We start from the raw sequence: 13075 nt of genomic DNA on the forward strand, positions 1-13075 counted from the left end.
GACTGGCCGGGTGAGCATTCCTACCCCGTATGAAGACCTGCTGCGCGATGTCATGGCCAACGGAACGCAGAAATCGGACCGCACCGGCACCGGCACGCGCAGCGTGTTCGGCCGCCAGATGCGCTTCGACCTGAGCGAGTCCTTTCCCCTGATCACCACCAAGCGGGTGCACTTCAAGTCAGTGGCACTCGAGCTGCTCTGGTTCCTGCGCGGCGACTCAAACGTGCGCTGGCTGCAGGAACAGGGTGTCAGCATCTGGGACGAATGGGCGGACGAGGACGGCGAGCTCGGCCCGGTCTACGGCGTCCAGTGGCGCTCCTGGCCCACGCCCGACGGCGGACATATCGACCAGATTGCGAAACTGGTGGAAGGCATCCGGAAAAACCCGGATTCCCGCCGCCACATCGTCACGGCCTGGAACCCTGCCGAAGTAGAGAACATGGCCTTGCCGCCCTGCCACGCCCTGTTCCAGTTCTACGTGGCGGACGGGAAGCTGTCCTGCCAGCTGTACCAGCGCTCCGCGGACACCTTCCTCGGGGTCCCGTTCAACATCGCCTCTTACGCGCTCCTCACGTTGATGGTGGCCCAGCAGACCGGACTGGAGCCCGGCGAATTTGTCTGGAGCGGCGGCGACGTCCATATTTACGACAACCATGTGGACCAGGTCCGGAAGCAGCTCAGCCGGGAGCCCTTCCCGTACCCGAAGCTTCGGATCCGCCGTACTCCCGAGAGCATCTTCGACTACACCCTTGAGGACTTCGAGGTCCTCGATTACCGGCACCACCCCGGTATCAAAGCTCCTATCGCCGTTTGAGAGGACAACCATGACCGAGCCCCTTCCCGTAACAACTGCTGCCGCCCCGGCAGGCCCCACCCGCTACTTCCCGGTAGGCGGCGGCTCCGGTGAGGGCGCGGACCTGGGCCAGGTCCTCCGGGAGCGCGGCACCGTACCCGACGGTGAACCCGTTATCGGCATGGTGTGGGCCCAGACGGTTGACGGCGTCATCGGACGCGACGGCGGCATGCCGTGGCACCTGCCCGAGGACATGGCGCACTTCAAGGCGACGACGGCGGGACACCCGGTCATCATGGGCCGCCGTACCTGGGAGTCCTTCCCTGCTGCCTACCGGCCGCTGCCCGGGCGGACAAACATCATCGTGTCCTCCAGTGCCGAACTGCGGGACGAAGCCGCGGAGGCCGGCGCCGTCGTCGTCGGCTCACTCGAAGATGCCCTGACCGTGGCCCGAACCAGTTCCGGGAGCACGGAAATCTGGATCATCGGCGGCGCACAGCTATATGAGGCGGCCGTTTCCGTGGCCAACACCGCGGTGGTGACGGTCATCGACATGGAGACCGAAGGCGACACGTTCGCCCCGGCACTGGGCCAGGACTGGACCTTCAGCGGGGTCAGTCCTGCCGCCGATTGGTACACGTCTTCCAACGGCACCCGATACCGGATTGCTCTCTGGACACGGGACCGTGCGGAAGAGAACCGTGACGGACACAACCAAGACGCAGCGGACCCGCTGGCCTAGAGTGGAAAGCATGACTTCTTCCTCCATTCCCGCTTTTCCCAGTGCAGGTTTCGTCGGCTGGCGCGGCATGGTCGGTTCCGTCCTGATGCAGCGCATGCAGGACGAGGGCGACTTCGAGCTGGTCAACCCGGTGTTCTTCTCGACCTCCAACGCCGGCGGCAACGCGCCGTCCTTCGCGGCCGGCGCCGGACCGCTGCAGGATGCGTACGACGTCGACGCGCTGGCCAAGCTGCCGATCATCGTCACCGCCCAGGGCGGCGACTATACGGCGGAAATCTTCCCGAAGCTGCGCGCCGCCGGCTGGGACGGCATCTGGATTGACGCCGCGTCCACGCTGCGCATGGACGATGACGCGATCATCGTGCTGGATCCGGTCAACCGTGACGTCATTGACGCGGGCCTGGCCCGCGGCGTGAAGAACTTCGTGGGTGGAAACTGCACCGTGTCCTGCATGCTGATGGGCCTGGGCGGGCTGTTCCGCAACGGCCTGGTCGAGTGGGGCACCTCCATGACCTACCAGGCAGCTTCCGGCGGCGGTGCCCGGCACATGCGCGAACTGTTGAACCAGTTCGGTGCGCTGAACGCTGCGGTGGCGCCCAACCTCGCCGATCCGGCGTCGGCCATCCTGGAGATCGACCGTGCCGTCCTGGCCCAGCAGAAGAACCCGTCCATGGACTCCTCCCAGTTCGGCGTGCCGCTGGCCGGTTCGGTGATCCCCTGGATCGATGCGGACCTCGGTAACGGCATGTCCAAGGAAGAGTGGAAGGGCGGCGCGGAGACCAACAAGATCCTGGGCCGCGGGACCGACGGACGGATACCGTTTGACGGGCTGTGCGTTCGGATCGGTGCCATGCGGTCCCACTCCCAGGCCCTGACCCTGAAGCTGACGGAGGACCTTTCCGTGGCCGAGATCGAGAAGATCATCGACGCGGACAATGAATGGTCCAAGGTGGTGCCCAATACCAAGGAAGCGACCATGGCCCAGCTGACGCCGGTGGCGGTCACCGGCACGCTGGACATCCCGGTGGGCCGCATCCGCAAGCTGGAAATGGGTCCGGAGTACATCAGCGCCTTCACCATTGGCGACCAGCTGCTCTGGGGCGCCGCCGAACCGCTGCGCCGGATGCTGCGCATCGCCACCGGCAACCTCTGATTTCCGGTTCCCGTTCCGGGTCCGCTCCCCCGTGGAGCGGACCCGCGCTGCGTTAACGGGCAGGTGGCTTACCAGGGGCAGAGGCCTGCCGGGCGGAGGCACCTAAGGCTGGATGGCAGCCAGAACCGGAGCGCCCAAAAATTGTCAGTGCCAGGTGGCATGTTGTCCGCATGGAGCAGCAAAGCGTGGATCTCGTCCTTAACACCTTCTTCGCCTTCAGCTGTGCCGGCAAGCAGACTCCCACGCGGGCCCGTTATCTCCGCGTGGCGCTCCAGCTGCGCCGGTATCTCGAGGCCGAGGGCGCGCGTGTCCTCTGCGCCGAGGACAAAGCGCTGCTGGCGCTTGAGCGGAGCCTTGAGCCGGAAGCTGCCTTCGCCCGGCTGTTCGGCGCCCACGAGCTCGCGTATGCCCTCAGCGGCTTCCTGGAGCCGGAGTGGCTGTTGCCGGATCTGCAGGACCGGCGCACCCAGGTGGCCCTGACGCCCCGGCTGATCCAGTGGCTGTGCAACAGCTGCCTGCTGGATCCGGGCCGGGACCGTCCGGCTATCCGGAGTGCTCGGGCCGCGGCTGCCGAGGCGCGGAAAGGCCCTGCGCGGAAGGGACCGGCGCGGAAAGGATTTGCGGAGGAAGGTCCTGGACCGCCGGGACCCGCTCTCGGCGGCAGTCCCGGCGGCTGATACCTGCCGTGCCCCGGACCGCTACAGCGCGCAGTTCACCAGCAGGGGCTCGGGGTGGAGCCGAATGCCGAAGGCCTTCTCCACGCCGGCAGCAACCGCGCGGGCCACCGCCAGCAGGTCCTCGGCAGTGGCGTCGCCGCGGTTGGTGACGGCCAGGGTGTGCTTGGTGGACAGCGCGGCCCGGCCGCCGGTGCCGTCCTCGGGAGCCAGCCCGAAGCCCTTGCGGAAACCGGCGTGGCTGATCAGCCATGCGGCGCTGAGCTTCACCTTGCCGGGTTCCGCCACCGGGTAGCGGGGAGCGTCTGCCGGCAGCGCGGCTGCGGTTGCCTCGTCAACGATGGGGTTGGTGAAGAAGGAACCGGTGCTGTAGGTGTCGGGGTCCGAGGCGTCCAGGACCATGCCCTTCCCTGCCCGCAGCCGAAGGACTTCGCGGCGCACGTCCACGGCATCGGCACGCTCGCCGATATCCACTCCCAGAGCCCGGGCGAGCTCGGCGTAGCGGACCGGAGCGCTGGTGGTCCCCTTGGAGAGGGCGAACTCCACGGTCAGCACCACGTAGCGGGGAGAGCCGTTTTTCGTGCTGCGCTTGAGCACCGAATCCCGGTAGCCGAATTCGAGATCGTCGTTGGCGAATTCCACCACGGTGCGCTCGGTGCGGTCCCAGGCGCGCACCGAAGTGATGGACTGCGAGACGTCGGCACCGTAGGCACCCACGTTCTGCACCGGCGTCGCTCCGGCAAGCCCCGGAATACCGGAAAGCGCCTCCAGCCCGGAGTAGCCCTCCGACAGGGTGTACGCCACCAGCTCGTCCCACGGGTGCCCGGCCTCTGCGCGCAGGACGGCTGTTCCGTCCCCGGTCTCCCGGATGTCCAGCCCGCGGCTGGCAATGTGGATGACGGCGCCGTCGAAACCTTCGTCGGAGATCAACAGGTTGGAACCGCCGCCGATGATGAGCAGTGACTCCCCCGCCTCATCCGCGGCGCGGACGGCAATGATGAGTTCGTCTTCGGTTTCTGCTTCCAGGTAGCGGCGTGCCGGTCCGCCTACACGCGCGGTGGTCAGGGATGCCAGCGGCATCCGGGTCAAAGCAGTCACCAGACCCGCACCACTGCCTGCGCCTTGACCAGCACCTTCTGTCCGTTGAAGGTCACGGTGAGATCCACACGTGCCGTCGAGTTGTCCGCGTCGATGGCGCCGATGACACCGGCGACCTCCACGACCGCCCCGGGGGCGCCGTCGATGTCCTCCACCAGGACAGGCCGGGTGAACCGCGTCTGGTAGTCGATCACCGCTCCCGGGTCTCCGATCCAGTCGCTCACCAGCTGGACTGCGGTTCCCATGGTGAACATGCCGTGCGCAATGACGCCGGGCAGTTCCACCTCGCGGGCGAAGCGCTCGTTCCAATGGATGGGGTTGAAGTCGCCGGAGGCGCCGGCGTAGCGGACAAGGTCGGCGCGGGAGATTTCCAGCGCCGCGGAACCGATCTCGGTGCCCTTGGACAGTTCACTCAGTGCAATGGACATAGCGGTTACTGTCCCTCTCCGCGGACGAGGATGGATGAAAGGGTGGTGGCTACCTGCTCGCCCTCGGTTGTGGAAATTTCCGCGCGGGTGGTGATCAGGGCGCCGTCGCCCATTGCCCGCACGGAGTCCACGTGCAGCTCTGCCACCAGCTCGTCTCCGGCCACGATGGGACGGTGGTGGGTGAAGCGCTGATCGGCATGGACCACCCGGGAGAAGTCGATGCCTGCATCGGGATCGGCAACCAGCAGCGCGTCGGCACGCTGGGCAACGATGATGGCGAAGGTGGGCGGGGCAACGAGGTCTGCGTAGCCGAGTTCCTGGGCGCGTGCGACGTCGAAGTGGGCCGGATTGGTGGCCTTGACGGCCGCAGCGAATTCGCGGATCTTCTCGCGGCCCACGGAGTACGCCGCCCCGGCCGGGTAGGTGCGTCCCTGGAGCTGGGGGTTGATGCTCATTTTTTGCCCTCCATGCCCTTGATGCGGCGCCGGGTGTCCCTGGCGCGGACCACCATACCGCTCAGGTGCGTGCTCAGGCCCACCACAATCAGGGGAAGGGCGGTGTACATCAGGACCTGGTTGTCCAGGACGGCTCCCAGGAGTACCAGCAGCACCCCGAGTCCGCTGAGCGCCAGGGCGCTCACGACAAGTTTCCGGTACAGGGGCGAGCCGGTTTCCCAAGGGGTATTTAGCATGTCTTCAGAATACAGGGGCGGGCGGGAAGGGCCCGAACCACCTGGTCAGGCCCGGCGTCCGGTCCGGGCCAGGACAACCGCCCGGCGGTCGGCGCTGTCCGGAACCCCTACCGGGCGTGCGAACAGCCCGGGCGCGTAGGCCTGTTCACCGAAGCTGTCCATGGCGGCGTCGATGGCGTCCAGGTCCTCGCCGGTGAGGAGCGGATCCAGGCCCTGGGATACGGCAAGGTCCCACCGGTGGGTAAGGAGATCCACGCCGTAGAACTCCACGATGGTGGCCCCGATGGTACTGGGACCGAAATATCCGTCGAATTCCCGGCCGGCGACGGCGGCATCGGAAAGCAGTGCCGCAACGAGGCTCTCGTGGTTCTTCCAGAGCAGGTCGGGCCTCTCCCCGTCCGGCGCGATGCCGGCGGGCCCGGCCGGCAGCAGGCCGTGCTGTGCCAAAAAGTCCCGTTGGGTCATCACCACGTGCTCCACCACATCGCGAGCTGTCCATTCGGTGCAGGGCGTAGCAGCATCCCAGTCCGTGGTGTCCGCCACGACGGCGGAAAACGGGACGGCATATGTGCGCCAGTTGTGAAAAGTTGCCATGACGGTCTCCTTGTCCTTGAACAGGTGTTGGTCCCTCCGACGCTAGACCGCGGTGGAGTAAGCGTATTGAATAAAACCGACACCGGTTCCGGAAGGGAGCACGTGTTGGATGACGGCAGCACGAGGGAGATCGGCCGGGGCTACCTCAGGGATGCGCACGACCGGTCCTTCGCCATGTACCGGTATCCGCCGTCGCCGGGGTGCCGCCAGTGGCTGCGGGTGTTCTGGATTCCGGTATGGAATGTGCCTCCCGGCGAAGTCCGCGAGCAGCGGATCCTCACGTATCCGGTCTGCCTGCTCAGTATCACTGCCTCCTATGCCCGTTTGCTCGGTCCGCGCACCACGGCGGCACGCATGCCGCTGTCAGGGGCGGGGTGGGCTTTCGGGGTCATGCTCAGGCCCAGTGCAGGCCGCCCCTTGCTGCAGGCGGATATCGGCTCATTAACGGACAAACATGCGGATCTGGCAGGGGTTCGCCTCCTGGCGGATCTGGTTCCCGCGGTCCGCGGAATCATGGAAACCGACCCGACCAGTGCCGGTGCACATGCTGCTGGCCGGCAACTGCTGGAAGAACGGCTGCCTGCGCTCGGAAACCCCTCCGGCGAGGCAGCCCTCGCCGACGCACTTGTGGGCCGGGTGGAAGAGGACCCCCGCATCACCACCGTCGCCGCGCTCCGTGCAGCTTTTGATCTGCACGAACGGACGCTGCAGCGAATCTGCACGCGTTTCCTTGGCGTGAGTCCGCGGTGGATGATCCGGCAGCGCCGGCTGCAGGAAGCGGGAGCGCAGCTCCGCTCCGGCGGATCGCTCAGCGAGTTGGCTGCAGGGCTCGGGTATGCCGACCAGGCGCACTTTTCCCGGGATTTCCGGGCCGCGACGGGATGGACACCCGGTGCGTTCGCAGCCTTGGCACGGGACTCCCGCTAGAACAGTGCGGCCTGCAGCGCCGGAACGGATGTGCGGAAGGGACCGTACTGCAGCCGACGGCCCTTCAGCCGGGACAGGTCCGCTGCAAACAGGGTTTCTTCACCGTCCACCCGGACCAGGGCCGTTGCGCCCAGGACGGCTTGGATGACCATGCCGTGCTCTCCGGACGCCGGGTCGCAGGGATACAGTTCGCACGGCGTCTCCAGCACCGTACGGAACTGGGCCGGCGGTTCCCAGACTTCATCGGCCGTCCGGAACCCGGTAATCGCCACGTCCGGCAGCATGGAACGCACCGACTCCGCCGCCTCGGCGTTGAGGGCGTCCAGCTCCGCGGCGGCCAGGGGCCGGGCCAGCGCCGCCGTTTTGGTTCCCGCCCGGACCGCCTGCTGCAGGCCGACCACGGCCGTCACGGCGTCTTCGAGCACCCGCACCACCAGCCCGTCGCCGGCACGGGCGACGTATCGGGCGCGGACTGCCCCCTGCTCAATCAGGCGGAGCTGCTTGCGCCCGTCCGCGGCAGTGCCGACCTTGGTGGATCCGTCGGCGAAAGTGGCCACGTACAGCCAGTGCGGCTGATCCAGGTAGCGCCGGAGCGCGGTGGGGATGCTGTCCGCACGGTGGCTGTTGTGGATTCCCCGCACCTCGTCCCGGATGAAGCAGCTGCTGCACTGATAACCGCGCTCGGCAGGACCCTGGCCTGGACAGGGGGTGTGGGACTGGACGCCGTCGTCGTTCACCTGCCAGGAGCCAAGGCAGAACTTCTCGTTCCCGTTGGTGTCCGCCAGGACACGGAACCGGAGTTCGGTGCCCGGAGTGAGCGGCTGCTTTTCAGCCTGTCCGCTGGGAAGGTGCAGTGTCAGGTTCGGCCCGGCAATGCTCCAGGAGGTCCCCGAACACAGGAACCTGCCGGCGTCGGCGGATGCTGCGCTGCCCCCGGCTGCAGGCATGGTGAACCTCCCGGATAACGCCAAAAGGGTGGGATAACGTTTTTCACGTTACCCCACCCTTCGGTGGTGTTTCGGGAGGTGTCAGGCGTGCTGGCCCGCGTGTTCCCCTTCGGCGATTTCTTCAACGAGCTTGTCGTTGAAAGCCGGCAGATCGTCCGGGTTGCGGCTGGTGACGAACCCCTGGTCCACCACCACTTCCTCGTCGGTCCAGTTCGCGCCGGCGTTCTTCAGGTCCGTTGCCAGCGTGTGGTAGGACGTCAGGTCGCGGCCCTTGACGACGCCCGCCTCGATCAGGAGCCAGGGGCCGTGGCAGATGGAAGCCACGGGCTTGTGTGCCTCGAAGAAGGCCCGGGCAAACTGCTGGGCGTTCTTGTCCACTCGGAGGAAGTCTGCGTTGACGACGCCGCCTGGCAGGACCAGCGCGTCGAAGTCGCTTGCATCGGCGTCGGCCACATCCAGGTCGACGGTGAAGGTTTCACCCTTGTCCATGCCGTCGAAGCCCTGGACGGTGCCCTTCTTCGGGGACACGAGGACCGGCTCGCCGCCGGCGTTCCTGACTGCTTCCCAGGGGCTGGTCAACTCAATCTGCTCCACGCCGTCGGTGAGGAGGAACGCTACCTTCTTGCCGGAAATATCGTGCTCTGCCATGGGAACTCCGTTCGTTTCAGCTGCAGCCGGAAAACCTGCGGGCCGCAGCGATGCTTCTACGGTGGTGGTGCCTGGATCGGGGAACCTTTCGGTTTCCCGCTACGCCCACCCTATGGAGAACCGGCAATGATAAGCAACCTTAGTGGACTGTCGGAGCGGCGTGGCGGCGCGGCGCGCGGCTCACGACCCACAGCCCAAGGCGCACGGCCCACAGCGCACGACCCACAGCCCAGGGCAAACAAAAAGGGCAGGTACCGGAAGATTGAAACCTCCAGGACCTGCCCTGTTTGTAGCGGTGGGGAGGCTCGATCTCCCGACCTCACGATTATGAGTCGTGCGCTCTAACCAACTGAGCTACACCGCCAAAAATGAGTAAAGCCCGCCCTACATAGGCCTCTGCAAAAACAAACAGCCTTAGCAACGCGGGCCCTCCCATTGAGAGCCCCGACCGGGAATCGATCCCGGGACCTCCATCTTACCAAGATGGCGCTCTACCACTGAGCTATCGGGGCAACGACATAAAACTCTACCAGCACTTTTCAGGAACATGAAATCGAGATGGACCATTGAGCCCAAAGGTGACCAGCGACACTTTCCACCCGCCCGACACGCCGTTCAGTGCAGCAAAAAAGGTCAAATCCTCCCCGGTTTATCAGTATGCTTATGCTACGAGAAAGCGAGGGCACGTGAGCATAGTGCCGAACCACGTTTCAGAAGGTCTCTTCCTGGGTGGAAGATACAGACTCCTGAATCAAATCGGGGCAGGTGCCATGGGCACCGTCCACCGGGCCAAGGACGAGTTCCTGGACCGAGACGTAGCGGTGAAGATCATCCGCCCGTCGGCCACCAGTGAGATCGACCTGCGGCGCAGCGACGCCGAGGCCAAGATCCTGGCGCGCCTGAACCACCACAGCCTGGTCACTCTGCTGGATGCCGGATCCGACACGTCCGACCCGGCATCGCCGCTGATCTACCTCGTTATGGAACTTGTCCAGGGCCTCGATCTGCGCGAACGGCTGAAAGAGGGCCGATTGCCCCGCCGCCACACCGCGCTGCTTGGCTATGACCTGGCGCTGGGCCTGGAGTACATCCACGAAAACGGCGTTGTGCACCGGGACGTCAAACCGGCGAACATCATGCTGTTCGACTACAGCAGTGCCGATGCCCGCATCCGCGCCAAGCTCACCGACTTCGGTGTTGCCTTCGTGGCCAGCGATCCGCAGTCCCAGCACGGCACCTTCTCCGGCACCGCGGCATTCATGAGTCCCGAACAGGCCCGCGGCGAACAGGCCGGGGTGTCGAGCGATGTGTATTCGCTGGGCCTCGTGCTGCTGCAGTGCCTGACGGGCAAGCCGGCCTTCCCCGGCCCCGCCCTGGAGAGTGCCCTCGCACGCCTCCTGAAGGACCCGGAGATCCCCTCGGAGCTGGGAGCGGACTGGGCGTCGCTGCTGCGCGCCATGACCGCTCAGGACGCTGCAGAGCGTCCCAGTGCCCACGACGTCTCCCAGGTCCTGTATGACATGATCATCGCCGCGCGCGGCCGGCACCGGGTTGACCCGGAGATCCTGCCCGCCGACGAAGCCCGGCGGATGGACGCGGTGCGTCGCTACGACCTGCTGGATACTCCCCCGGACGGCGCCTTCGACCGGGTCACGGCCCTGGCATCCCGCCTCTTTGACGTCCCCGTGGCAATCGTCAGCGTGGTGGACACCGACCGGATCTGGTTCAAGTCCCATCACGGCACGGAAGCCGTCGAGATCGGCCGCGATCCCGGCCTCTGCGCCTCCGCCATCCTGCAGGACGGCGTCTATGTGGTCGACGACGCCCGGCACGACCCGAGGACGCTGGCCAACCCGCTGGTGGCCGGAGACTTCGGCCTGCAGTTCTACGCCGGCGTTCCGCTGCAGACCAGTGACGGGTTCAGTCTGGGCACGTTCTGCATCTTGGACACGAAGCCACGCACCTTCTCCCCCGAGGACGAGGCAACGCTCTCGGACCTGGCTGCGATTGTCATGAATGACCTGGAAATGCGCCTCGAGAGCCGCCGTGCAGGCGGGTCCGTGCAGTAAGCCGGAACAGCGCCCCGGCACCACAGGGCATAACAAGAAGGACGCCTCCCGCAGCGGGAGGCGTCCTTCTCGTTTGTACGGAACTGCGGTGCGGCGCCCGGGTTTACGGGCGCCGCTGCTTCCTAGTCGCGGAAGCGGGGCTTGCGGGCACCGGCAGCGGCGCTGTCGCGGAAGCCGCCTTCACGCTTCTTGAACGGGCGGTCGCTGCCGCGGTCGCCGAAGGAACGCTCGCCGTCGCGCTTCTTGAAATCCTTCTTGAAGCCGCCGCGGTCGGCACGGTCGTTGAAGCTGCCGCCGCCTTCACGCTCACGGGCCGGCTTGCGTCCCTTGTCCAGCTCGAGGTGGATCAGCTCGCCGCCGATCCGGGTGCGGGACAGGGCGCGCAGCTGGTCCTTGGACAGATCTGCAGGCAGTTCCACCAGGGTGTGGTCTGCACGGATGTCGATGCCGCCGATCTGCGCGGAGGACAGGCCGCCCTCGTTGGCAATGGCGCCGACAATCGAACCGGGCAGCACGCGCTGGCGGCGGCCGACGGCGATGCGGTACGTTGCATTGCCTTCGGTCAGCGGGCGTGTCGGGCCGCGGGAGCCGACGCCGTCGTTGCGGCCTTCGGAACGCTCACGCTGGCGGGCCGGAGCCTGCGGGATTTCCCGCAGCAGCAGGTCGCGGCCACCCTGGGCCATGACGGCCAGGGCTGCTGCAACGTCTTCGGCGGGAACTTCGTGCTCGGCCAGGTACTTGGTTACCAGGTCCCGGAACACCGCGATGTCCTCGGAACCGAGGGTTTCCGTGATCTTCTCGGAGAACTTGGCCAGGCGCTTCTCGTTGACGACGTCGACGCTCGGCAGCTGCATGTGCTCAACCGGCTGGCGCGTGGCCTTTTCGATGGCCCGCAGCAGGTACTTCTCGCGCGGGGTCATGAACAGGATGGCGTCGCCGGTGCGTCCTGCACGGCCAGTGCGGCCGATGCGGTGGACGTAGGACTCGGTGTCGTGCGGGATGTCGTAGTTGACGACGTGGCTGATGCGCTCGACGTCGAGGCCGCGGGCGGCAACATCCGTGGCAACCAGGATGTCGATCTTGCCGTCGCGGAGGGCCTCGACCGTGCGCTCACGCTGCTGCTGCGGGATGTCGCCGTTGATGGCGGCGGCGCTGTAGCCGCGGTCCTTGAGCTTGTCAGCCAGGTCTTCGGTGGCCGCCTTGGTCCGGACGAACGCGATAACGCCGTCGAACTCTTCGGTTTCCAGGATGCGGGTCATTGCATCCAGCTTGTGCGGGCCCATGACCTGCACGTAGCGCTGGCGGGTGTTCGCACCGGTGGTGGTCTTGGACTTGACCGTGATTTCCGCAGCGTTGTTCAGGTACTTCTTGGCAATCTTGCGGATGGCCGGCGGCATGGTGGCGGAGAACAGTGCAACCTGCTTGCTCGCCGGAGTGGAGGAAAGGATCTGCTCCACGTCTTCGGCGAAGCCCATGCGGAGCATTTCGTCAGCCTCATCGAGCACCAGGTACTCGAGGTTGGACAGGTTCAGTGAACCCTTGGCGATGTGGTCAATCACACGGCCGGGGGTGCCAACAACAACCTGGGCGCCGCGGCGAAGGCCGTTGAGCTGGGGGCCGTAGGCGGAACCGCCGTACACGGGAAGCACGGTGATGCCGTCCATGTGGACAGCGTAGGAAGTGAAGGCTTCTGCAGACTGCAGGGCCAGTTCACGGGTGGGTGCAAGCACCAGCACCTGGGTGTCCTTGGTTGCCGGGCGGCCGGCGAGGAGGGACAAGGCCGGAACGGCGAATGCCGCGGTCTTGCCGGTACCCGTCTGGGCCAGGCCGACGACGTCGCGGCCTTCGAGCAGCAGGGGGATGGTAGCTGCCTGGATGGGAGACGGCGTTACGTAGCCGACATCCTTCAGGGCTGCCAGGACGCGCTCGTCCAATCCGAAGTCACTGAACAGCACGGTGTTCTCTTCGGTTTCGGGAGCGGCATTTTCGACGTTGGTGTTTTCCAGCGTGGCTTCAGACAAGAGGTAATCCTCATTCAATCGGGACCGGGCAACCAATAGGCTGCAGGACGTAAGTCCGGCGCTGTTGCAATCCCAGGCAGGACTTTCCGTCACAGCTGTGGGCCGATTTCACTGGATTGTGCCTACGACCGGTGTGACGATTTCTTTGCCGGCGCTCCCCGAAAGATGAATCTGCCCGCATTAGATGCGAGCCCCAACACAACGAACCGTACGGATTGAACCGTAGGAAATAAGGGAATACCGGAGTGGGGGATGTTTTCCAGTGTACGGCATCCCGGCGTCGGGTGCGT

14 protein-coding genes and 2 tRNA genes are annotated in these 13075 nt (G+C 65.9%); 6 read left to right on the forward strand and 10 right to left on the reverse strand.

Annotated features, from left to right (window positions below):
* The first annotated feature begins 10 nt into the window (after window positions 1-10).
* The 4 genes from N2K99_RS13050 (at window position 11) to N2K99_RS13065 (ending at window position 3365) form a co-directional block, all read left to right on the forward strand.
* Window positions 11-814: a thymidylate synthase gene (locus tag N2K99_RS13050; protein WP_227918820.1), complete on the forward strand. Its 804-nt coding sequence runs from the start codon at window positions 11-13 to the stop codon at window positions 812-814.
* A gap of 10 nt (window positions 815-824) precedes the next feature.
* On the forward strand, window positions 825-1535 hold the full coding sequence (locus N2K99_RS13055; RefSeq protein WP_227933027.1) for a dihydrofolate reductase: 711 nt from the start codon (window positions 825-827) through the stop codon (window positions 1533-1535).
* Window positions 1536-1602: 67 nt separating this feature from the next.
* Window positions 1603-2688, forward strand: a complete 1086-nt coding sequence (asd, locus tag N2K99_RS13060; RefSeq protein ID WP_396127084.1) for an aspartate-semialdehyde dehydrogenase — start codon at window positions 1603-1605, stop codon at window positions 2686-2688.
* 185 nt (window positions 2689-2873) lie between these two features.
* Complete coding sequence (locus N2K99_RS13065) at window positions 2874-3365, forward strand: hypothetical protein (protein WP_260554648.1); 492 nt, start codon at window positions 2874-2876, stop codon at window positions 3363-3365.
* Between the two features lie 21 nt (window positions 3366-3386).
* Here the strand turns inward: N2K99_RS13065 and N2K99_RS13070 are convergent, their stop codons facing one another.
* Genes N2K99_RS13070 through N2K99_RS13090 form a run of 5 tightly spaced genes read right to left on the reverse strand, consistent with a single transcriptional unit; the run spans window position 3387 to window position 6173 of the window.
* On the reverse strand, window positions 3387-4451 hold the full coding sequence (locus N2K99_RS13070) for a UDP-N-acetylmuramate dehydrogenase (RefSeq protein ID WP_227933066.1): 1065 nt from the start codon (window positions 4449-4451) through the stop codon (window positions 3387-3389).
* Window positions 4452-4456: 5 nt separating this feature from the next.
* Entirely contained in the window at window positions 4457-4888 is a 432-nt protein-coding gene (locus N2K99_RS13075) for a MaoC family dehydratase (RefSeq protein ID WP_227918830.1), read from the reverse strand.
* A gap of 5 nt (window positions 4889-4893) precedes the next feature.
* Entirely contained in the window at window positions 4894-5343 is a 450-nt protein-coding gene (locus N2K99_RS13080; protein WP_227918832.1) for a MaoC family dehydratase N-terminal domain-containing protein, read from the reverse strand.
* Complete coding sequence (locus N2K99_RS13085) at window positions 5340-5579, reverse strand: hypothetical protein (RefSeq protein ID WP_227918834.1); 240 nt, start codon at window positions 5577-5579, stop codon at window positions 5340-5342. Before N2K99_RS13085 ends, N2K99_RS13080 begins: the two co-directional genes overlap by 4 nt.
* A 45-nt stretch (window positions 5580-5624) precedes the next feature.
* Window positions 5625-6173: a maleylpyruvate isomerase N-terminal domain-containing protein gene (locus N2K99_RS13090; protein ID WP_227918836.1), complete on the reverse strand. Its 549-nt coding sequence runs from the start codon at window positions 6171-6173 to the stop codon at window positions 5625-5627.
* Between the two features lie 66 nt (window positions 6174-6239).
* On the opposite strand from N2K99_RS13090, the gene N2K99_RS13095 reads away from it, so the two are divergent.
* Window positions 6240-7100: an AraC family transcriptional regulator gene (locus N2K99_RS13095; protein WP_227933024.1), complete on the forward strand. Its 861-nt coding sequence runs from the start codon at window positions 6240-6242 to the stop codon at window positions 7098-7100.
* Here the strand turns inward: N2K99_RS13095 and N2K99_RS13100 are convergent.
* From N2K99_RS13100 to N2K99_RS13115, 4 genes are all read right to left on the reverse strand, one after another.
* Window positions 7097-8047 (reverse strand): DUF2797 domain-containing protein, encoded by a 951-nt coding sequence (locus N2K99_RS13100; protein WP_227933023.1) that lies wholly within the window; start codon window positions 8045-8047, stop codon window positions 7097-7099. The genes N2K99_RS13095 and N2K99_RS13100 overlap by 4 nt on opposite strands.
* An 81-nt stretch (window positions 8048-8128) precedes the next feature.
* Window positions 8129-8695, reverse strand: a complete 567-nt coding sequence (locus N2K99_RS13105; RefSeq protein WP_227918841.1) for a type 1 glutamine amidotransferase domain-containing protein — start codon at window positions 8693-8695, stop codon at window positions 8129-8131.
* 290 nt (window positions 8696-8985) lie between these two features.
* Window positions 8986-9059, reverse strand: a tRNA-Met gene (locus tag N2K99_RS13110).
* Between the two features lie 76 nt (window positions 9060-9135).
* Window positions 9136-9207 (reverse strand) — tRNA-Thr (locus tag N2K99_RS13115).
* Window positions 9208-9465: 258 nt separating this feature from the next.
* Between N2K99_RS13115 and N2K99_RS13120 the strand changes: the two genes are divergently transcribed.
* The gene (locus N2K99_RS13120; RefSeq protein WP_231709169.1) at window positions 9466-10764 is read left to right on the forward strand and encodes a protein kinase domain-containing protein; all 1299 of its coding nucleotides are present in this window, start codon (window positions 9466-9468) and stop codon (window positions 10762-10764) included.
* Window positions 10765-10886: 122 nt separating this feature from the next.
* On the opposite strand, the gene N2K99_RS13125 is transcribed toward N2K99_RS13120, so the two are convergent.
* The gene (locus tag N2K99_RS13125) at window positions 10887-12785 is read right to left on the reverse strand and encodes a DEAD/DEAH box helicase (RefSeq protein ID WP_269436466.1); all 1899 of its coding nucleotides are present in this window, start codon (window positions 12783-12785) and stop codon (window positions 10887-10889) included.
* Between the last annotated feature and the right edge of the window lie 290 nt (window positions 12786-13075).

Source organism: Arthrobacter sp. zg-Y1110, assembly GCF_025244865.1.
Classification (GTDB): domain Bacteria; phylum Actinomycetota; class Actinomycetes; order Actinomycetales; family Micrococcaceae; genus Arthrobacter_B.